Origin of the sequence: Shewanella subflava (assembly GCF_025971955.1) — a bacterium.
In the GTDB taxonomy this organism is placed as follows: domain Bacteria; phylum Pseudomonadota; class Gammaproteobacteria; order Enterobacterales; family Shewanellaceae; genus Shewanella; species Shewanella subflava.
The window spans coordinates 65,752-87,434 of record NZ_JAPDMX010000030.1 but is presented as its reverse complement, the minus strand read 5'-3'; the positions used below and the strand labels follow the sequence as shown (position 1 = coordinate 87,434).

15 protein-coding genes and 1 tRNA gene are annotated in these 21,683 nt (G+C 39.9%); 10 read left to right on the top strand and 6 right to left on the bottom strand.

The window, feature by feature from the left end; genetic code table 11:
* Positions 1-352 precede the first annotated feature (352 nt).
* Positions 353-1,543 (top strand): amino acid aminotransferase, encoded by a 1,191-nt coding sequence (locus OHT75_RS14625; RefSeq protein WP_264727926.1) that lies wholly within the window; start codon positions 353-355, stop codon positions 1,541-1,543.
* A 53-nt stretch (positions 1,544-1,596) separates the two neighbouring features.
* Here the strand turns inward: OHT75_RS14625 and serC are convergent, their stop codons facing one another.
* On the bottom strand, positions 1,597-2,691 hold the full coding sequence (serC, locus tag OHT75_RS14620; RefSeq protein WP_264727924.1) for a 3-phosphoserine/phosphohydroxythreonine transaminase: 1,095 nt from the start codon (positions 2,689-2,691) through the stop codon (positions 1,597-1,599).
* A gap of 173 nt (positions 2,692-2,864) precedes the next feature.
* A complete protein-coding gene (gene gyrA, locus OHT75_RS14615) occupies positions 2,865-5,573 on the bottom strand; it encodes a DNA gyrase subunit A (RefSeq protein WP_264727922.1) in 2,709 nt (902 codons plus the stop codon).
* A 380-nt stretch (positions 5,574-5,953) separates the two neighbouring features.
* On the opposite strand from gyrA, the gene ubiG reads away from it, so the two are divergent.
* The 5 genes from ubiG (at position 5,954) to yfaE (ending at position 11,818) form a co-directional block, all read left to right on the top strand.
* Positions 5,954-6,676, top strand: a complete 723-nt coding sequence (gene ubiG, locus OHT75_RS14610) for a bifunctional 2-polyprenyl-6-hydroxyphenol methylase/3-demethylubiquinol 3-O-methyltransferase UbiG (protein ID WP_264727920.1) — start codon at positions 5,954-5,956, stop codon at positions 6,674-6,676.
* A 3-nt stretch (positions 6,677-6,679) separates the two neighbouring features.
* A complete protein-coding gene (locus tag OHT75_RS14605) occupies positions 6,680-7,360 on the top strand; it encodes an HAD family hydrolase (protein WP_264727919.1) in 681 nt (226 codons plus the stop codon).
* 573 nt (positions 7,361-7,933) lie between these two features.
* Entirely contained in the window at positions 7,934-10,222 is a 2,289-nt protein-coding gene (gene nrdA, locus OHT75_RS14600; protein ID WP_264727917.1) for a class 1a ribonucleoside-diphosphate reductase subunit alpha, read from the top strand.
* A gap of 77 nt (positions 10,223-10,299) precedes the next feature.
* Positions 10,300-11,430 (top strand): class Ia ribonucleoside-diphosphate reductase subunit beta, encoded by a 1,131-nt coding sequence (nrdB, locus tag OHT75_RS14595; RefSeq protein ID WP_264727915.1) that lies wholly within the window; start codon positions 10,300-10,302, stop codon positions 11,428-11,430.
* Entirely contained in the window at positions 11,420-11,818 is a 399-nt protein-coding gene (gene yfaE, locus OHT75_RS14590) for a class I ribonucleotide reductase maintenance protein YfaE (RefSeq protein WP_264727913.1), read from the top strand. The genes nrdB and yfaE overlap by 11 nt, the downstream gene beginning before the upstream one ends.
* 246 nt (positions 11,819-12,064) lie before the next feature.
* Here yfaE and OHT75_RS14585 read toward each other — a convergent pair whose 3' ends face one another.
* Positions 12,065-12,730: an SDR family oxidoreductase gene (locus OHT75_RS14585; protein WP_264727911.1), complete on the bottom strand. Its 666-nt coding sequence runs from the start codon at positions 12,728-12,730 to the stop codon at positions 12,065-12,067.
* A 176-nt stretch (positions 12,731-12,906) separates the two neighbouring features.
* Between OHT75_RS14585 and OHT75_RS14580 the strand changes: the two genes are divergently transcribed.
* Positions 12,907-14,316 carry an anti-phage deoxyguanosine triphosphatase gene (locus OHT75_RS14580; protein WP_264727909.1) on the top strand — a complete coding sequence of 470 codons (1,410 nt, stop codon included), beginning with the start codon at positions 12,907-12,909 and terminating at the stop codon, positions 14,314-14,316.
* Positions 14,317-14,428: 112 nt separating this feature from the next.
* On the opposite strand, the gene OHT75_RS14575 is transcribed toward OHT75_RS14580, so the two are convergent.
* Positions 14,429-15,334, bottom strand: coding sequence for a DMT family transporter (locus OHT75_RS14575; protein ID WP_264727908.1), 906 nt, complete (start codon positions 15,332-15,334; stop codon positions 14,429-14,431).
* Between the two features lie 510 nt (positions 15,335-15,844).
* On the opposite strand from OHT75_RS14575, the gene OHT75_RS14570 reads away from it, so the two are divergent.
* Positions 15,845-16,420, top strand: coding sequence for a CoA pyrophosphatase (locus tag OHT75_RS14570; RefSeq protein ID WP_264727906.1), 576 nt, complete (start codon positions 15,845-15,847; stop codon positions 16,418-16,420).
* A 3-nt stretch (positions 16,421-16,423) separates the two neighbouring features.
* Here the strand turns inward: OHT75_RS14570 and OHT75_RS14565 are convergent, their stop codons facing one another.
* Complete coding sequence (locus OHT75_RS14565; RefSeq protein WP_264727905.1) at positions 16,424-16,759, bottom strand: hypothetical protein; 336 nt, start codon at positions 16,757-16,759, stop codon at positions 16,424-16,426.
* 231 nt (positions 16,760-16,990) lie between these two features.
* On the opposite strand from OHT75_RS14565, the gene asnS reads away from it, so the two are divergent.
* Positions 16,991-18,391 carry an asparagine--tRNA ligase gene (gene asnS / locus OHT75_RS14560; protein ID WP_264727903.1) on the top strand — a complete coding sequence of 467 codons (1,401 nt, stop codon included), beginning with the start codon at positions 16,991-16,993 and terminating at the stop codon, positions 18,389-18,391.
* A gap of 93 nt (positions 18,392-18,484) precedes the next feature.
* Here asnS and uvrB read toward each other — a convergent pair whose 3' ends face one another.
* Positions 18,485-20,503 (bottom strand): excinuclease ABC subunit UvrB, encoded by a 2,019-nt coding sequence (gene uvrB, locus OHT75_RS14555; protein WP_264727902.1) that lies wholly within the window; start codon positions 20,501-20,503, stop codon positions 18,485-18,487.
* A gap of 1,103 nt (positions 20,504-21,606) precedes the next feature.
* On the opposite strand from uvrB, the gene OHT75_RS14550 reads away from it, so the two are divergent.
* Positions 21,607-21,682: transfer RNA gene (locus OHT75_RS14550), tRNA-Asn, on the top strand.
* The last annotated feature ends 1 nt before the right edge of the window (position 21,683 follow it).

The following is a 21,683-nucleotide window of genomic DNA, read 5'->3' as shown; positions in this document are numbered from 1 at the left end:
GATTCAAATTGTTATTACCCTATAAGGAACACATAAAGTAATTTGAATAAGTTAATTACATTTCCCATGATGGGCATACCTTAATGAATGCGCCACAGGTTTCAAGTCATTTTCACGCTTAGTTGTGAGATGATGAGTTTAGGGAATATAACATGACCAAATGTAATGGACAGCCATTACAGCAGATTGTATTAAAAGATAACAGTGTTTTTTGCATGTCATTAATTGTTTCCAACTGAATAATTCTCAACTTCGTAATTAAACTGATTTGTCTCAAATAAGGACTTTAACTCTGTGTTTAAAGCGCGTTATCCTAGATAAAAATAAATGTCATTGATTATAAGGTCCCCTCATGTTTGAACGATTAAAAGCCATGCCCGCTGATCCTATCTTAGGCTTGTTGACACAATATCGTGCCGATCCACATCCGAATAAAGTCGATCTAGGTGTTGGCGTTTATAAAGATCCACAAGGCCACACCCCGATTCTTGATTGTGTTAAGGTAGCTGAACAACGCCGTACTGATTCAGAAGACACCAAGGTTTATATCGGGCCTACCGGTTCACCTTTATTCAATCAGTTAATGACTGAACTCGCTTTTGGTAATCACCACCCCGCACTTTTGGCAAATCGCATTAGAACAGTATCGACACCTGGCGGAACTGGTGCACTGCGTGTGGCAGCTGATTTTATCAAACGTTGTCGCCCAAATGCTGTGTTATGGGTAAGCGATCCTACATGGGCGAACCATACAGGGTTATTTGAAGCCGCGGGCATAACAGTTAAAACCTACCCTTATTATGATTACGACACAAAATCATTAAAATTTGAGCAAATGATTGCAGCGTTAAATCAAGTTTCAAAAGATGATGTCGTGCTTTTACATGCCTGTTGCCATAATCCAAGTGGAATGGATTTAACCAAAGAACAATGGGATGAAGTCATTAGCGTGACTGCCAAACAAGGGTATACCCCACTGATTGATATGGCATATCAAGGATTTGGTGATGGCGTTGATGAAGATGCTTATGGTGTGCGTCAAATGGCAGCTGCCGTAGAAAACATGATTTTATGTAGCTCATGTTCGAAAAACTTTGGCTTATATCGTGAACGTATTGGTGCTTGTTCAATTATAGGTAAAGATGCGGCCCAAGCCGATGTCGCTTTTTCAGTATTATTATATGTTGTTCGTTGTATCTACTCTATGCCGCCAGCCCATGGTGCCGCAATTGTTGAAACCATCCTAGCGGATGCTGATTTAAAACAGCAATGGTTAGATGAATTAGCGGTAATGCGAAACCGTATTAATGGTAATCGCAGTATGTTAGTAAATAAGTTACTTGAAAACGGTGTTAAGCAGGATTTTAGTTTTATAGCTCAACAAAAAGGAATGTTTTCATTCTTGGGGGTAGATCAAACTCAAGTTGAAGCACTTAAATCACAACACAGTATTTACATGGTAGGTTCAAGCCGGATCAGTATAGCGGGGATCAGTGAGTCAAATGTTGACTATTTAGCAAAATCAATAGCATCGATATTGTAATGATTTAAAAAAGGGCTGATTTTTCAGCCCTTTCGTTTTGCTATCAACTCAGTTTACTTACTGTGTTTCTTAGCAAAATCTTGCATAAACATAACCAATTTTTGTACCCCTTCAATTGGCATAGCATTGTAAATGCTCGCACGCATGCCACCTACAATTCGATGACCTTTTAAGGCCACTAATCCTGCCTTTTCAGCATCCGCTAAAAACTCGCTATCTAATGCGCTATCAGCCAGCTGGAATGTCACATTCATTCTAGAGCGATTTTCAAGGGCGACACCATTTTTATAAAATGGGAGTTGATCAATACAATCATAAAGTAATTGTGCTTTTTGTTGATTGATTTTTTCCATGGCACTCACGCCACCAACGCTTTTCAGCCATTCAAATACTTCGGCAGCTAAATACCATGCAAAGGTTGGTGGAGTGTTAAACATCGAATCGTTATCTTTAGTGATGTTGTAATCCATAACAGATGATTGCACTAAACTCGGTAAAGACAACATGTCATCACGTACAATCACAATCGACAAACCTGAAGGACCAATATTTTTTTGGGCTCCGGCATAAATAAGTGCAAATTTACTGACATCAATTTCATGGGACATAATAGTTGATGATAAGTCAGCTACAACTGGCCAAGGGCTGTTGAGCGACTCAAATATTTCAATGCCGTCAACCGTTTCATTAGCACAGTAGTGCACATATCGATAATCTTTGTTGATTTGGTTGAGATCAGGCAAACAAACTTGGTGTAAGCCATCAATGGTTTCGACAATATTGATTTCATCTATTTGCGCTTCGCCTGCAATACGCTTAGCTTCTTTCACTGCAGAACTTGACCATTGTCCAGAGGTCAAATACAAAGCACGGCCATTATCACCGAGAAAATTAGTGACAACATTGGTAAATTGTCCCCTGCCACCACCATGCATAAATAATACATGATAATTTTGTGGAATATGCATGAGCTCGCGAAGTGTCTTTTCTGCTTGCTGTGTTAAGGCAATAAACTCTTTACTACGATGACTTATCTCCATGACGGAGACCCCTAGCCCATTCCAATCAATTAATTCCTGTTGTGCTTTTTGCATTACCGGTTGGGGTAACATCGCAGGACCGGCACAGAAATTATAAATTGCGTTCACAGACAACTCCTTCACTCAATATTATTGATATCAATTAGATGATTTTAGACTAGTAATATTAAGCACTTTATTCGCGAATGAATAGTGCTTAATTAAGCATTTTCAATGAATATTATTCCGTAAAACAAAACGAGCGCGAAAGGCGCTCGTTTGAATTGAATCACAGAACTCGATTATTCCTGTTCGTCTGACTCATCGTTTACGGCTTCGTTTTCAACCGGATCAGCAGCCACATCTTCGTTGTCATTTGCGTCAACGATAATTGGGTTACCTTCGTCATCCAACTCTTCATCAGATTGAATTTCTTCGATACGTTGTAAACCCACCACTTTTTCGTCATCAGCAGTACGAATAATCGTGACACCTTGGGTGTTTCGACCTATCACTGAAACACCTTCAGCCGGAGTACGGACTAATGTTCCCTTGTCACTGATCAACATGATTTCATCATTGCTACCAACCTGAACAGCACCAACAACGGCACCATTTCGTTCGCTTACTTTGATTGAAACCACACCTTTTGTGCCACGACTCTTAGCCGGGTACTCTTCAAGTTCAGTTCGTTTACCGTAACCGTTTTCAGTTACCGTTAAAATAGCGCCATCACCCTTAGGAACAATCAAGGATACAACGCGTTGGCCATCTTCTAACTTGATACCACGAACACCCGTTGCTGTTCGGCCCATTGGACGTAGCGCAATGATTTCTTCGCCAGTTTCAGGATCAATTTTCACCGCACCGGTTTCTGAATCGCGGGCTTTCTCGTTAAAGCGTACCACTTTGCCTTCGTTAGAGAACAACATGATGTCGTCACTGCCTTCCGTGATATCAACACCAATCAGCTGATCGCCCTCTTTTAGATTAACAGCAATAATTCCGTTTGCACGTGGGTTACTGTAGGCGGTCAAGGCGGTTTTCTTCACGGTACCGTGCGCGGTTGCCATGATAATAAATTTATCATCGGCATATTCACGAACAGGAAGAATCGCGGTAATGCGCTCGCCATCAGATAATGGCAATAAGTTAACAATTGGACGACCACGAGAAGCGCGACTTGCAAGTGGTAATTGATACACTTTTAACCAGTACATTTTACCAAAGTCAGAGAAACAAAGGATCGTATCATGGGTATTGGCCACTAATAGTTTTTCAACGAAATCTTCATCTTTAACTTTGGTCGCCGCTTTACCTTTACCACCACGACGTTGCGCTTGATAATCAGTTAATGGTTGATATTTGGCATAACCTAAGTGAGATAGCGTTACCACAACGTCTTCTTCATTGATTAAATCTTCAAGACTCATATCAATTTCATTAGCGTTAATAATGGTTCTACGCTCATCACCATATTGCTCAAGAATTTCTTGTAATTCTTCTTTGATGACTTCCATCAAACGCTCAGGGCTACGCAAAATAAGGAGTAATCCAGCAATAAGCACTAAGAGTTCTTCGTATTCACTTAGAATCTTTTCATGCTCTAAACCAGTTAAACGGTGTAAACGTAATTCAAGAATGGCTTGCGCTTGCTGTTCCGTTAAATAGTACTGACCGTCACGGATACCGTATTCAGGCTCTAACCATTCAGGACGAGCTGCATCATCGCCGGCTTTTTCTAACATTCCTTGAACGTGGCCTAACTGCCAACCTTGCGATATTAATTTGGCTTTGGCTTCAGCAGGTGTTGGAGAAGCTTTAATTAACGCGATAATAGGGTCAATGTTAGCTAATGCAATGGCTAAGGCTTCAAGGATGTGGGCTCTATCGCGCGCTTTGCGTAACTCAAATACAGTACGGCGAGTAACCACTTCACGACGATGAAGTATAAAACACTCTAGCATTTCTTTTAGATTAAATAACTTAGGTTGACCATTGGTTAGGGCAACCATGTTAATACCAAAAGAACATTGCATTTGAGTTTGAGCATACAGGTTATTAAGCACAACCTCGCCTACTTCACCGCGTTTTATTTCAATAACAATACGCATACCGTCTTTGTCAGACTCGTCGCGTAAACCACTGATACCTTCGATTTTTTTATCTTTAACAAGCTCAGCAATTTTTTCAATTAAGCGTGCTTTGTTAACCTGATAAGGGATCTCGTGAACAATAATACGTTCACGGCCGTTTTCATCGGTTTCAACTTCGGCTTTAGAACGCATAATTGCACGACCACGGCCAGTGTTATAGGCATCAATAATGCCCTTACGTCCGTTGATTGATGCTGCGGTTGGGAAATCTGGCCCTGGAATGTATTCCATTAACTGTTCAATCGATAAGCTAGGCTCATCAATTAATGCTAAACAGCCTTTTACCACTTCACTTAAGTTGTGCGGTGGAATATTGGTGGCCATACCGACAGCAATACCAGAAGAGCCGTTAATTAATAAGTTCGGTACTCGCGTTGGTAATACCGCTGGAATGAATTCTGTACCATCGTAGTTAGGTACAAAATCAACGGTTTCTTTTTCTAAGTCCGCCAACAAAGAGTGGGCTAACTTTTCCATACGAATTTCGGTATAACGCATTGCCGCTGCTGAGTCACCATCAACCGAGCCAAAGTTACCTTGGCCGTCTACTAAGGTGTAGCGTAACGAGAATGGCTGCGCCATACGAACAATAGTGTCATAAACAGCAGTATCACCATGCGGGTGATATTTACCGATAACGTCACCAACAACACGAGCGGATTTTTTATAAGGTTTGTTCCAGTCGTTTTTAAGTTCGCTCATCGCAAATAATACGCGGCGGTGTACCGGCTTTAAGCCGTCTCGCACGTCAGGCAATGCACGACCCACAATTACGCTCATAGCGTAATCTAGATACGAATTTTTTAATTCGTCTTCAATATTAATTGGCGAAATAGATGAAGCCAGATCAGTCATAAACTGCGCGTTCCCCTGAAATTGAGCTGACGACTTTTATTCCATATTATCGTCGAGCTTTAAAACGTGATTTGGCATTCTAACACAGATATCTATTGTCGCTAGAGCAAACCGAAACCAATTTAATTTTAGGGATAAAAAAAATACGAATTAATAAATGTGACAACGAGTTAGCAAAATTTGTATTCAATAAACTTAACTCAAAAATCAATCTAAATTAACCAATTGTGGCTATTAACACCCTGAGTTGTTCAAATAATATGCGTTTCATCATTATTATCGACCCATATCACATGCTGCAGGATATTTTAGCGCTATTAAAAACCGATTCAGACGATATAATGGTGGCATAATCAATAATTGATAAATTTAGGTACAGCATGTCTACTGAAACCTCTTCTAATGTGAACGTCGATCCACAAGAGATTGCTAAATTTGAAGCGATGGCGCAAACATGGTGGGATCCCGATGGTGAATTCAAACCATTACACCAATTAAATCCATTACGACTGAACTATATTGATCAAACCTCGAAAGGTATTTTTGCTAAGAAAGTACTTGATGTCGGCTGTGGTGGAGGGATTTTATCTGAAAGCATGGCTAAAATTGGTGCCAATGTAGACGGGTTAGACATGGGGGATGAGCCTTTAGAGATCGCCAGACTCCATGCACTAGAAAGTGGTGTATCGGTGAACTATATAAAAAGTACCGCAGAGCAGCATAGAGACAATCACAAAGAGTATTACGATGTTGTGACTTGTATGGAAATGCTTGAGCACGTTCCTGATCCATTATCGGTTATCCAGGCTTGTTGTGATATGGTTAAACCTAATGGTTATGTGTTTTTCTCAACCATCAATCGTAATTGGATGTCTTATTTACAAACCATCGTTGGCGCTGAATACCTGTTAAAAATGCTGCCAGTTGGCACCCATGATCACAATAACTTTATCCGTCCCTCAGAATTAATTAGCCTTGTCGATAAAACCGACCTACTGTGTAAAGATGCACTTGGCATCAAATACAACCCAATATCTGGCGTATTTAAATACAGTAAAAATGTGGATGTAAATTATATGATCGCCACACAAAAGGTTGACTAACCAGTGGCATTATCCAACCGTGAATTTGATAAATATAATATTAAAGGCGTGCTATTCGATTTAGATGGTACGCTTGCCGATACCGCACCCGATTTAATCTACGCGCTAAATCTTTCTTTAATCGATGCAGGCTTGGTTGCATGCGAGATTGATAAGGTTAAGCATGCTGTTACCCATGGTAGCCTAGCCTTAGTTAAAGCTGCCCTTCCAGATGCTGATGAAGCACTCCACCATCAATTACAACAGGCATTACTCCGTCACTATAAAGTGATTAATGGTGATAAAAGTTGTTTATTCAGCAAACTCGATGCCCTTCTTACCTTGCTTGATCATCGGAGCATCCCCTATGGGATAGTGACGAATAAGCATGCATGTTTTGCGCGTCCTTTAGTACGCAAATTGGGTTTAGTCCCACTGGTAAAGTCGCTTATAAGTGGTGATAGCACAATTCATTCAAAACCACACCCTGCCCCTATGTTGCTTGCCGCGCAACAGATAGGTATACCTGTACAAAACATTCTGTATCTAGGTGATGCCGAAAGGGATCTTGTCGCGGCGAAAAATGCCAATATGATTGGTGGTGTTGCCTACTGGGGTTACTTATCCTCTGATGACACTCCTGAAGATTGGCCGGCACAATTACATTTCAAATCAACTCAATGTCTATATGACTTCTTTGTCTAATTTTCAATGTGATTTAAGCGGCAGTTAACTTTAAATTTGATGACGTTAATCAGGCTAAAGTTCCCTGTTTGAGCTCGGTAATTAAAAAGAACCAAACATTGATTTAAAGATCAATAAAAAAATACCTTAAGCGATGCGATCGACGATAATTTTAGCGATCAAACTATTTTCATTTTTAGAACAATTAATCAACAGCAGAGAGAAATGCTATAGAAAATTGGGGTGTAGGGTTAGCTTTTACTAACCCATATCTTTATCCTCAACTTATCCACAAGATGTTCTTAAAATTGTGGCTTGCAAAATCCCTCCAACCTCACTATCTTGTATCTTAGATTTTAAATAACACCATATCTTGTGTGTCAAATACAATCTCAGACACTAGTGCGTCAACAAGAATGACGCATTATTTTAAGCTGAACGGGTGACTTATCTTACTGTAATGTCACAAACCGTCGTCTTTAATGCTTAAGGATGATTGTTTTTACAAGGGAACGTAACCGTGTGGTTAGACACGATCGCCTGTTGTAATAAGCGCTCAATCACAATAACAGATATAATCAAGGCCTCTCTTCAATGAATAGCAATATGACTGTCACAAAACGCTGTGGCGAACGTGAAACTATCGATTTAGATAAAATTCATCGCGTGATCACTTGGGCAGCCAAGGGATTAAAAAACGTTTCAGTTTCTGAAGTTGAACTCAGATCTCACCTGCAATTCTTTGACGGTATTCCGACAGAAGCTATTCATGAAACGATTATCAAGGCCGCTGCAGATCTTATTTCACCAGAAGCACCTGATTATCAATTTGTTGCAGCTCGCTTAGCCATTTTCCATTTACGTAAAAAAGCCTTCGGCCAATTTGAGCCGCCTAAGCTTTACGACCATGTCACCCGTTTGGTTGAAATGGGTAAATACGACATGCATATTCTGGCTGATTACAGTCGTGAAGAACTTGATATCCTTGACAGTTATATCGACCATTGGCGAGATATGAACTTCTCGTATGCTGCGGTAAAGCAATTGGAAGGTAAATATTTAGTACAAAACCGTGTGACACATGAAGTATATGAAAGCGCTCAGTTTTTATACATCCTTGTTGCGGCTTGTTTATTTTCTAAATATCCAAAAGAAACCCGATTAAAGTATGTTAAAGATTTCTATGATGCGACCTCTAGCTTCAAGATATCTTTACCGACTCCTATTATGGCAGGTGTACGTACTCCTACTCGTCAGTTTAGTTCTTGTGTCTTAATCGAGTGCGATGACAGCTTAGACTCTATCAATGCCACCGCGTCTTCTATTGTTAAATATGTGAGTCAACGAGCGGGAATTGGTATCAACGCTGGTCGCATTCGAGCATTAGGTAGCCCGATACGCGGCGGTGAAGCATTCCACACTGGTTGTTTACCATTTTATAAATATTTCCAAACTGCTGTTAAGTCTTGTTCTCAAGGCGGTGTTCGCGGTGGTGCTGCCACCCTTTTCTATCCGTTATGGCATTTAGAAGTTGAGTCATTACTGGTTCTGAAAAACAACCGTGGCGTGGAAGATAACCGTGTACGCCATTTAGATTATGGTGTTCAGCTAAATAAATTAATGTACCAGCGTTTGATTAAAGCAGAAAATATCAGTTTATTCAGTCCATCAGACGTTCCTGGCTTGTATGATGCATTTTTCGAAGATCAAGCTGAATTCGAACGTTTGTACCTGCAGTACGAACAAGACCCTGCTATTCGTAAAAAGCAAATTAAAGCCGTTGAGTTATTCTCATTGATGATGCAAGAGCGCGCGTCTACGGGCCGAATTTATATTCAAAACGTGGATCATTGTAATACTCACAGTCCTTTTGATTCTAAAGTCGCACCAATCAAGCAATCTAACTTATGTTTAGAAATTGCGCTGCCGACTAAGCCATTAAAGAATATTGATGACCCTAATGGTGAAATTGCCCTTTGTACCCTGTCGGCTTTGAATCTTGGTGCGATTAAACATTTAGAAGAGTTAGAGCCTCTGGCTGAGTTAGCCGTGCGTGCATTAGATAATTTATTAGATTATCAAGATTACCCAATTATTTCGGCTAAGTTAGGATCAATGAACCGCCGTACCCTTGGGATCGGTGTGATTAACTTTGCAAACTATTTGGCTAAAAATGGAAAACGTTATTCAGATGGTTCGGCTAACAACCTGACCCACAAAACATTTGAAGCTATCCAGTTTTACTTATTAAAAGCATCAATGAAGTTGGCTCAAGAACAAGGTGCGTGTCCGTTATTTAATGAAACCACTTATTCTAAAGGCATCTTGCCCATTGACACCTACAAACGCGATTTGGATAAAATTTGTGACGAACCCTTACATCTAGACTGGGAAAGTTTACGAAAAGATATTCAGCAGTATGGTTTACGTAACTCAACCTTGTCTGCATTGATGCCATCAGAGACTTCTTCACAGATCTCAAATGCAACCAATGGTATTGAACCACCACGTGGATTAATTAGTGTTAAAGCAAGTAAAGATGGACAGTTAAAACAAGTTGTACCTGATTTTGATCTATTAAAAGATCAATATGAGTTACTTTGGAATATGCCAAACAATGAAGGTTACTTACAACTTGTTGGTATCATGCAGAAGTTTATTGACCAAGCAATTTCTGCTAACACCAATTATGACCCAACGAAGTTTCCAAGCCGTAAAGTCCCCATGCAGACCTTGTTAAAGGATTTGCTAAGCGCTTACAAACTCGGTGTTAAAACACTTTACTATCATAACACCCGTGATGGTGCATCCGATCAACACGATGACATTACCGCCATCGAAAAAGAAGATGATGATTGCGCTGGCGGCGCGTGCAAGATATAAACCTGAGGTTTATTGATTGGTTATTTTAATAAGGAATTAATTGCGGGGAAGCTTCCCCGCTTTTTAGGAAAACAAACATGGCTTACTCAACATTTTGTCAAACACCTAATGACGCTACCCAAGAACCCATGTTCTTTGGTCAAAACGTTAACGTGGCACGCTACGATCAACAAAAATATGAGATTTTTGAAAAGTTAATTGAAAAACAATTGTCTTTTTTCTGGCGCCCAGAAGAAGTTGATGTCAGCCGCGACAAAATTGACTTTGCCAGTCTTCCTGAACATGAAAAACACATCTTCTTGTCTAACTTGAAGTATCAAACTTTACTTGATTCAATCCAAGGCCGCTCTCCTAACGTGGCATTTTTACCATTAGTGTCTATCCCTGAGTTAGAAACTTGGATTGAGACTTGGTCATTTTCAGAAACGATTCATTCTCGCTCTTATACGCATATTATTCGTAATATTGTCAATAACCCTTCGGTTGTTTTTGATGATATCGTCGAAAATGAGCAAATTTTGAAGCGTGCTGGAGATATTGCCAAGTATTATGATGATTTGATTTTTTTGACTCAAATCCATAATTTGCATGGTGAAGGCACTCACCTGATTGGTGATAAAGAAGTCACTGTTAATCTTCGTCTTTTAAAGAAAACCTTATATCTGTGCATGATGTCGGTTAACGCATTAGAAGCGATTCGTTTTTATGTCAGCTTTGCATGTTCATTTGCCTTCGCAGAACGTCGATTAATGGAAGGTAATGCCAAGATCATTCGCTTAATCGCCCGTGATGAAGCACTGCATTTAAATAGCACTCAACATATTCTTAGCTTAATGCAAGGTGGTAAAGACGATCCAGAAATGGCCGAAATTGCCATTGAATGTTATTCAGAATCTTACGACCTATTCCTTAAGGCTGCTGAGCAAGAAAAAGACTGGGCTAAATATTTATTTAAAGACGGCTCAATGATTGGTTTAAATGAGCAAATTCTTTGTCAATACGTTGAATATATCACTAACCAACGTATGAAAGCCGTCGGTTTACCGCTTCCTTACGAAGATCAATCCAACCCATTACCTTGGATGAAAAACTGGTTAGAAAGTGATGCCGTTCAAGTGGCGCCGCAGGAAGTTGAAGTGTCTTCATACCTTGTAGGTCAAATTGACTCTGCGGTAGACAGTGACGAGTTTTCTGATTTTGACTTATAAACATTTTTTTATAAAAGCGCCGATTGTTAGCCTTAAGGGCCAACCAGCAATCCTATTTGATGGCAAGAAAGCTACCTTGCTAGAGGCGCTTGAGTATAAAAAAGTGAAAGTATTTTCAGAGTGCCGCAATGGTTTTTGCGGCGCTTGTAAAACCGAAGTAATATCTGGTGAAGTCACTTATATTAAAGAGCCGTTAGCTGAACTTAAAGCTAATGAATGTTTGCCTTGCTGCTGTATTCCGCAAACGGATTTGAATCTTGCTTTATCTATGGAGAATGTCGAATTAGTTGTTCGTTCGAAGTCCATTAACAAAAAAACATTAACACAATCTAAAGATGCAATTGAATTAGCTTACAACATTGAAACGGCTACCGCACAACAAAGCTAGCCAGCAAACCGAAACTTGAAACTAGAAACTAGAAACTAGAAACTAGAAACTAGAAAAGCATCAAATAAAATCACACCAACCTTATTAAATAAGTAATTGTTTAAACAAGTTTTTGTGGAAAAATATTTTCAACACCGACAAAATAACCACCACTCACCAAAATATTTCACATTAATTTTAGCCATGATATTCAATCTTATGATTGCACTCTGTCATGCTGTTTTTGAAAATACTGCCATAGGGTTGTTACCAAGGTAAAACCTGTCCATTTGAGTGTTTAAATACCCCTGTTTCTGTCATATCGAGTTGATTGATTAATCCGATTATGCGAGAGGCGGACTCTGTTGCAGAAATATCTCCACCGTAGTTAACCATCCCGGTTTGCACATACCCAGGATGATAAATGCCTACGGCTATATTGCGCGGTTTAAGATCAACACTGAGTGACATTGAAGCGGCGTTTAAGGCAGCCTTTGACATACGATATCCATAACGCCCACCAGAAGTATTATCAGCAATGGATCCCATTCTTGATGTGATCATCGCCACTTTACCGCTATCGTTTATCTGTGTTTGAAGTGCAGTAACCATTCTTAGTGGTGCAAGGGCATTGACTTCGAACTGTTCGCGTATGCTTGTAATATTTAAATGTGATAAACTTTCATCTCGCAATATGCCTGCATTACAAATCAGTACATCAATGCTGACCTCCTGTAAGCCCATTAACATCTTATTGAGCCCAATATCAGTTGCAACATCAACATCATTAATTGTGATAACTGGTAATGCATTTAACTCATCAGAAGCCTGTCGGCAAATGGCATAGACTTGATACCCTTGTGCAACATAGCTCTTGACTAAAGCCAGTCCAATGCCGCGGTTAGCACCGGTTATGACAACATTTTTATTCATACTTATCGTCCTCATGTTGTATCGAAATGGATAAAATCAATATAGTTAAGTAAACCATAAAAACTAGCATATCAAGGTATTAGTGCGTAAAGTAAGATTTTAGCCAACGTTTGAGCATGCTTTGTTAAAAAATATACAATGGTATTTCTCCTCTGAGATTATAAGGACTTTCGGCTATGCCATCTGCCTCTAATTCGCCTGATCTACCTCAAACTGCTATTTCAAGCCCCGATAATATTCAAGCCCATGAGAATATCTGGCACCAGCGTATATCTGGTGAAGATAAACAACGCAGGAACGATCATCGCAGCCCTTTTCAGCGTGACAGAGCAAGAATCCTCCACAGTGCAGCGTTTAGACGCCTACAAGCCAAAACACAGGTTTTAGGCATAGGTATGAATGATTTTTATCGTACGCGCTTAACTCATTCACTCGAAGTGTCTCAAATAGGCACGGGTATAGCGGCGCAATTGAGACGTAAATACCCTAACCTTAAGTATTTACTTAACTCAATGAGCTTAATTGAGTCTTTGTGTTTGGCACACGATATTGGCCATCCGCCTTTTGGACACGGCGGAGAAGTCGCATTGCATTATATGATGCGCGATCATGGCGGTTTTGAAGGAAACGGTCAGACATTCAGAATATTAACTCGTCTAGAACCCTACACGCCATCTACTGGGATGAATTTAACCCGCAGAACGCTATTGGGGATATTAAAATATCCTGCCCCCTATTCCCAATTAAGAATAAACACTCATCCAGCCCCAGTATTACATCATAGACAGTTAAAACCATCAGATTGGCCGCCAGTAAAGGGCGTGTTCGATGATGATAAACCTATCTTAGATTGGGTGTTATCCAGTTTAACAGAAAAAGATCGCCAGTTATTTTTATCCAGTGAGCAGAGTCAGATCCATCCTGACTACCCACATCTTAAAACAAAGTTTAAATCACTCGATTGTTCCATTATGGAATTAGCAGACGACATCGCCTACGCAGTTCATGATCTTGAAGATGCTATAGTCATGGGTATTGTTAACCCACTTCAATGGCAGGAGGATGTGGTTGTTCCATTACAACACATAGAAGATAGCTGGCTTAAACATGAAATCCACACCATAGGTGCTAAATTATTCTCAAATCAACATCATTTACGCAAAGATGCCATTGGCACCCTAGTCAACGCCTTTGTTACGGCTATCAATATTAAAATAAAACCTGAATTTGACGAGCATTTACTCAAGTATCATGCTGAACTTGAATTAGATTTTGCTGCCACATTAAGTGTACTCAAGCAGTTTGTGTATAAGTACGTCATTAGAAAACCTGAAATTCAAATGCTTGAATACAAAGGTCAGCAAATTGTAATGGAGCTGTTTGAAGCTTTTGCCTCCGACCCACAGCGTTTATTACCCCTAAACACTGGTGAGCGATGGGTGAAAGCTGAACAAGAAAATAATAACCCCATGCGAGTAATGGCGGATTATATTTCTGGGATGACAGATGAATTTGCGGCGAGATTACATCAACAGCTTTTTGGCAGTAAAACTGCCGGTATTTTAGAACTGAATCGAGAACTTTAATCCCAGCTTTAATTCTTATCTTTTAATGTTGATCGAATTAATGTTTTCACAAGGCACTTAACAAAGCATAAAGTGCCTATCAAAAACACAACAGTTTAAAAGACTATCTGGATTAATCTGATTGAATTTGAGTTCGCTTCGTTTGTCCCCATGATTTAACAAAATAACGCAGTGGAATTTGCGACACTAAAATCCCTGTTAACATCAAGCTACAACCTAATAAAGCACGTGGTTCAAGGGTTTCACCTAATATTAAAATACCACCAATGGCAGCGAATACCGTTTCTAAACTTAAGATAATAGCAACATGCGCTGGATGGGCATTTTTTTGGGCAACGACCTGAAGCGTATAACCGACCCCAACAGAAACAATCCCGGAATAAGCCAATGCCGCCCACGCTAAACCGATATTACCTATTACCGTTGTTTCAATCATCATTGAAACACCAATACTTAATAACCCACAAAAAATGAACTGCAGATGTGATAATAAAATCGGTGAATGTTTTTTGGCAAAATGGTCAATAATCAGAATGTGAACCGCCCAAAATACCGCGCCAACAAGCTGCAATAGATCACCATAGCCAATACTCATGTCATCTTTAATACTTAAAAAATAAAGCCCGAAAACCGCAATAGCACAACCTAACCAAGTATTTGCCCCTGTTTGGTGTTTAAGGATGAGTCCTAATACCGGTACGATGACAATATACAATCCCGTAATAAATCCCGCATTGGCTGCAGAGGTAAATTGTAACCCGACCTGTTGCAATGAAGCCGCAAAAAAGAGTACCGAGCCCGCACTTATTGATGCCAAAATTAATGACTTTTTATTGCCAACTAACAGCGTTTTTTTATTGGCAAAAAACCACAATAATGGCAGTAAACTCACTGCGCCGATTAAAAAGCGTAACCCATTGAACATAAATGGCGATAAATGGTCCATCCCCATAGATTGGGCGACAAATCCGAAGCCCCAAACAGCAGCGGTTAACAGAAGTAATAAATTGGCAATCACAGCTCATTCCATCGACAAAAAGAAAACAAGACTACTTAAGTTACAGATTGACTACAAGTACACCTGATAATTATTCTTTGCAAACAAAATGAAGATAATACTTTGGCTTGGGCGAGGTCTGAGTTAACGTAAACTTAAGCCAAGTAAATATCTTGAGGCCAAGTTGTTCTTTAGTGACCGCGTTGATCATAAGAGACATAGTTACAGCAAATTGTTGATCATTATTACAAGGCAATGACTGCGTATTGTGGCCATTGTCCATAAACTGACTAATGGCGAAAAAACAATCGCCAAGCGCTGTCAGTCTTGAAAAATGCATCTTTGCGGCTAACATTTTGCTTATATAACGAGACATCAAGCCTTTCGCTAACAGTCAGATTTTTTTGAATTAGACTAAGTGAGTCAAGAAATGTTCATGGAGCTTTTAGCATTACTTAACAGCAATTATTCCATGGTCGGCTTAATGATGACATCACTTTTGCAACACACTAATGGCTCAGACACGCTAATATGCAATTACATGAATTTTTGATCCGCTTTCAATTACAACCTCTTGGTGTCAATAACATCACTTCAGCCCCTGCTCATTATCCTGGGAGAGAAGCTGCTGTGCTGATCCCAGTAGAGCAAATTGATAATCAACTTTACCTTCTGCTCACCAAGCGACCTCTTCACCTTAAACATCATCCGGGGCAAATCAGTTTTCCAGGCGGTAAATTTGAACAACATGACAAAGATGCCATTGACACTGCATTACGTGAAGCCAAAGAGGAAATAGGATTAGAAAGAAATAATGTCACGGTTATCGGCGCATTTCCGCCCCATAAAACCTTTACCGGATTTACCATTACCCCGATTGTAGGTATTGTTAACCAGCCGTTTGAGTTAGTAATCGACCCAAATGAAGTAGAGAGTTGTTTTAAAGTGCCTTTGAATTTCTTTAAACAAGGTAAGAATCGTCATTTAGGACAGCATTGGCGCAAAGGCAAAGCCTACAATGTGCATTATATGCCATTTGAAGATAAATTTATTTGGGGTGTGACAGCAGCAATTATCGATTTACTTTGCCGCCACATAGATAACTAAAAATTACACTACATAACGTATATATAAACCCGCCGATAATGAAACCACTAACAACAGCGGAATATTAAACCAAAATCCAATTCGAGCGGTAGTTTTAGCATAAAAGTTCACCAGTAAGTTAAGTAAACTGATCCCTGCGCACCACCAAATAATATGTTCTAATTTTACGGTTAACGCGGGGTCCCAATCAAAACGCACTTCAACCCCTTTAGATAAAAAATATCCAACAGCACGATCTGGCCTTGCCTCACCATAAATCAGTAATGCATAAATAGCCAAACTCCAACCTAAAATTGACAAGACCGTCAATACGACTTGTAGTACATCTAACCGCGACATTTTACTTCCCTAATCAATGTTGTTTTTGGGACCCAGATTGATTTTAGCCAAACGCTTCATCATTACTAAAATAACTTCAAAAATATTAATTTAGCAGATTATTTACGTCTTATTATTAAAACTATCAGATTAATACGTTTAGAATAACGTTTTCAGCTTGAGAAAAGCCACCATAAAGGTAAGATAAACACAAAATTACTTACTATTTTGATCTTGGAGAATAAAGCAACAATGAGCATTGCATCTGTCGCTTCAGTTTTTAAAGGTGAACACGCTGTTGGTTCATCAGTAACCGTACAAGGATGGGTTAGAACTCGTCGTGATTCCAAAGCGGGTATTTCATTCTTAGCCGTTTATGATGGTTCATGTTTTGACCCAATCCAAGGCGTTGTACCAAATAGCTTAGATAATTATGAGCAAGACGTTTTGAAGCTAACTGCAGGTTGTGCCGTTGAAATGACCGGTTCGATTGTTGAATCGCCAGGTGCTGGACAAGCATTCGAGTTACAAGTGACCGCTATCAATGTGACTGGGTTTGTTGATGATCCTGACACATACCCGATGGCCGCTAAGCGTCACTCGATTGAACATCTACGTGAATTAGCGCATCTGCGTCCGCGCACGAACATCATTGGTGCTGTTGCCCGCGTACGTAATTGTTTATCACAGGCTATTCATCGTTTTTACCATCAAGAAGGTTTTATTTGGGTGTCTACCCCACTTATTACCGCTTCGGATTGTGAAGGTGCGGGTGAAATGTTCCGTGTTTCAACACTAGACATGGAAAATCTACCGCTAACAGATGCTGGTAAGGTGGATTATGACAAAGACTTTTTCGGTAAAGAGGCCTTCTTAACCGTTTCGGGTCAGTTAAACGCTGAAACTTACGCGTGTGCGTTGTCTAAAGTGTACACTTTCGGTCCTACTTTCCGTGCTGAAAACTCTAATACTACCCGCCACCTTGCAGAGTTTTGGATGGTTGAACCTGAAGTGGCATTTGCAACATTAGATGATGCTGCACTACTTGCTGAAAAAATGCTTAAATTTGCTTTCAATGCCGTGCTTGAAGAACGTATGGATGATTTAACCTTCTTTAATCAGCGTGTAGATAACACAGTTATCGAACGTTTACAGTCATTCGTAAGCAGCGATTTCGCACAGGTCGATTACACTGACGCGGTTGAAATTTTAAAGAATTGTGGCAAAACATTTGAGTTCGCTGTTGAGTGGGGTATTGATTTACAATCTGAGCATGAACGTTACCTAGCAGAAGAACACTTTAAAACACCTGTGGTAGTGAAAAACTATCCTAAGGATATCAAAGCTTTCTATATGCGTCTTAACGACGATGGCAAAACGGTTGCAGCAATGGACGTGTTAGCGCCAGGTATTGGTGAGATCATCGGTGGTGCACAACGTGAAGAGCGTTTAGACGTTCTCGATGCTCGTTTAGCTGAAATGGATTTAAGCCAAGAAGATTACTGGTGGTATCGTGATTTGCGTCGCTATGGCACTGTGCCACATGCAGGGTTCGGTTTAGGCTTTGAACGTTTAGTCTCTTATGTTACTGGTGTAAACAATATTCGTGATGTGATCCCATTCCCTCGCGCACCTCGTTCAGCTAACTTCTAATCGGTTTGCTTACCAATATAAAAAACGCGCTAAATAGCGCGTTTTTTTATGAGCAAAATATTAACAGTTAACAATGTTTATCTACTATTTAAGCTAAGATGCTACGATTAGTTGCGCTCTTAGTTGTTTGACTTCATCTCTTAATGCTGCGGCTTGTTCAAATTCGAGATTCTTAGCGTGTTCATGCATTTGCTTTTCAAGTAAATCAATTTGATGACTGATATCAGCTATGCTCAGATATTGAGTACTGGGTTCTGCCACCTTATCGAGCTTACCTATGCTCTTAGTACGCTTCCCTTGCTTACTGTCACCCACATCCATCACATCGGTAATACTCTTAACGACACCTTTTGGAGTTATTCCGTGTATTTGATTATGTAAACGCTGTTTTTCACGGCGGCGTTCCGTTTCCCCCATAGCCTTAGCCATCGAGTTGGTGATCCTATCAGCATAGAGGATCACTTTGCCATTAATGTTACGCGCTGCTCGCCCAATGGTTTGTATAAGTGAACGTTCAGAACGTAAAAAGCCTTCTTTATCTGCATCTAAAATACACACCAATGACACTTCCGGCATATCTAAACCCTCACGCAGCAGGTTAATGCCGACAATCACGTCAAAATGGCCTAAACGGAGATCGCGAATAATTTCCATGCGTTCAACGGTATCAATATCCGAGTGAAGATAGCGTACTTTAACTCCATGTTCATCAAGATAATCGGTTAAGTCCTCGCTCATTTTCTTCGTTAATGTGGTGACAAGCACCCGCTCGTTTACCGCGACTCTTTTATGAATTTCTGATAATAAATCATCAACTTGAATTGCTACCGGCCTAACTTCTATTTCAGGATCAAGCAATCCTGTGGGTCTAACAACTTGTTCTGCAATCTCGCCTTCACTTTTATCTAATTCATACTGGCTTGGGGTCGCCGACACGAATATTGTTTGTGGCATTAAGTTTTCAAATTCTTCAAATTTAAGTGGCCGATTATCAAGTGCTGAGGGTAAGCGAAAGCCATATTCCACTAAGGTCGTTTTACGGCTTCTATCACCTTTATACATGGCGCCAATTTGTGGAACAGTAACATGGGATTCATCGATAATTAGCAAACCATCTGCAGGCAAATAATCTAGCAATGTCGGTGGACCTTCACCGGGTGCCCTCCCCGATAAATAGCGTGAATAATTTTCAATGCCAGAACAATATCCTAGTTCAACCATCATCTCGACATCATATTGAACACGCTCAGTTATGCGTTGTGCCTCTATTAGCTTATGATTTTCAAGTAAATAGTTGCGTCGCTCTCTAAGCTCTTCTTTGATGAATTCTGTTGCTGCCAGAATCTTTTCTTTGGGGGTAACGTAGTGTGTTTTTGGGTAAATAGTGGTGCGGACGATACGCTTAATAATGTGACCAGTTAGCGGGTCAAATTCACTTAGACGTTCAATCTCATCATCAAACAATTCAACGCGGATAGCATCACGTTCAGAGTCAGCAGGGAAAATATCTATGACCTCACCTCTAACACGATACGTACCGCGCTGAAGTTCCATGTCATTTCGCTTATATTGAAGCTCACTGAGTCGGATCAATATGTCTCGTTGCCCCATGAAATCGCCTTGGCGAAGATGCAGCAACATTTTCATATACGAATCAGGATCGCCTAGGCCATAGATAGCAGAGACCGATGCAATTAATACCACATCCTTACGTTCTAAAAGCGCTTTCGTTGCTGACAGGCGCATTTGTTCTATGTGCGCATTTACAGAAGCATCCTTTTCGATAAAGGTATTAGAGGCAGGAACATAAGCTTCTGGCTGATAATAATCATAATAGGAAACAAAGTATTCAACGGCATTATCAGGGAAGAATTCTTTCATTTCCCCATAAAGCTGGGCAGCAAGGGTCTTATTTGGGGCCATAATGATCGTAGGTCTGCCCATGGTTTGGATCACATTGGCAATGGTATATGTTTTTCCTGAACCCGTTACGCCTAATAAGGTTTGGCTCGCGACCCCATTGCGTAATCCTTCGACTAATTGATTAATTGCCGTGGGTTGATCGCCAGCGGGAGTATATTGAGAGTCTAAACGAAATAGCTGATCTGACACGCGGCTTCTCAAATATGCGAATAATATAAATATCATAATAAAAAAATGGTCATTTGCCCTAGTGATTAATTGATATCAGAACCGAAATCATGGATAAGTGGCTAATTGATGATAAGGAGATGAAACTAACAAACAAAATCCATTACCACAGTAAAAGAGCCTAATACAACCCGAAACAGCAGCGTTAACTGTAATTTAATACACAATAGCAGATTGAAACCAATTACATTTTTGCAACTTAAATATCGACAACTAAAAAAAACACCTTGCATTTTTTAAATTGCTAAAAAACAATCACTTAAGCAACAGCTAAATAAATCTACCAATTTAAGCTTAACTGAGGCTTAATCAGTGTTTGCAGCCTGTAAATACGAGTAACCCACAAGCTTATCCACAGATTTAGTGGATAACTCACACAACCTCAGTCAGCATGCGGGATTGACGTTATGGTCAATTCACATAAGTGTCATCAAAGCTTGATGAAAGTTTATTACATTTGAAAGTTTTCTTATTATTATGATTTGTAACATTGGGCAAAGGCATACCTCTTTTTTGCATTCAGATGAATGATTCCCTTACATAGATGGTATAGGAAATTATCCGTTTACAACGGGAACAAACACAGTAACCCGTTATTTCCATTTTGTAGGTACCCTATTAAAACAGCTATTGCGCCAACATGATCATGACGTCAGTATTCATTCAATATCACTATCAAGTCATTCAGCCTTCAGTTAACTCAGCGAAACTCTGGTTAATCAACCTATCGTCAGCGGCTATTTTTTAACTCACTGCGTTTTAATGAGTAGTTTGATATGCCTTTGTAATCCCTGGTAGCAGTTTTTCATTTTGTGAAGGTACAATTATCCATAAATACAGTCGATATCTTAATTTCGTATCTGCAATCAGAGATAACATTCCGCTAAGTCAGAAAACATAAGCAAAGTGTGCATTTTTTATCTTTAATGCCCAAAAGTCGTTCACGATGCACATTACATGAGCAGTTAACAAGTTAATTTCACTTTTTTTTAGAACTCGAGTTGACTCATGCAACAGAGCGTTTTACTATGCGCTCCGTTCTCAGCAATACATTGCTAAACGATTCCCCAGTAGTTCAGTCGGTAGAACGGCGGACTGTTAATCCGTATGTCACTGGTTCAAGTCCAGTCTGGGGAGCCAA

Bases quoted from the DNA above. Each gene is read 5' to 3' on its own strand.
- OHT75_RS14580 (WP_264727909.1), top strand. From the start codon at position 12,907: ATGCCATCTGCCTCTAATTCGCCTGATCTACCTCAAACTGCTATTTCA.
- nrdA (WP_264727917.1), top strand. From the start codon at position 7,934: ATGAATAGCAATATGACTGTCACAAAACGCTGTGGCGAACGTGAAACT.
- nrdB (WP_264727915.1), top strand. From the start codon at position 10,300: ATGGCTTACTCAACATTTTGTCAAACACCTAATGACGCTACCCAAGAA.
- OHT75_RS14570 (WP_264727906.1), top strand. From the start codon at position 15,845: ATGCAATTACATGAATTTTTGATCCGCTTTCAATTACAACCTCTTGGT.
- ubiG (WP_264727920.1), top strand. From the start codon at position 5,954: ATGTCTACTGAAACCTCTTCTAATGTGAACGTCGATCCACAAGAGATT.
- OHT75_RS14625 (WP_264727926.1), top strand. From the start codon at position 353: ATGTTTGAACGATTAAAAGCCATGCCCGCTGATCCTATCTTAGGCTTG.
- gyrA (WP_264727922.1), bottom strand. From the start codon at position 5,573: ATGACTGATCTGGCTTCATCTATTTCGCCAATTAATATTGAAGACGAA.
- OHT75_RS14565 (WP_264727905.1), bottom strand. From the start codon at position 16,759: ATGTCGCGGTTAGATGTACTACAAGTCGTATTGACGGTCTTGTCAATT.
- asnS (WP_264727903.1), top strand. From the start codon at position 16,991: ATGAGCATTGCATCTGTCGCTTCAGTTTTTAAAGGTGAACACGCTGTT.
- OHT75_RS14585 (WP_264727911.1), bottom strand. From the start codon at position 12,730: ATGAATAAAAATGTTGTCATAACCGGTGCTAACCGCGGCATTGGACTG.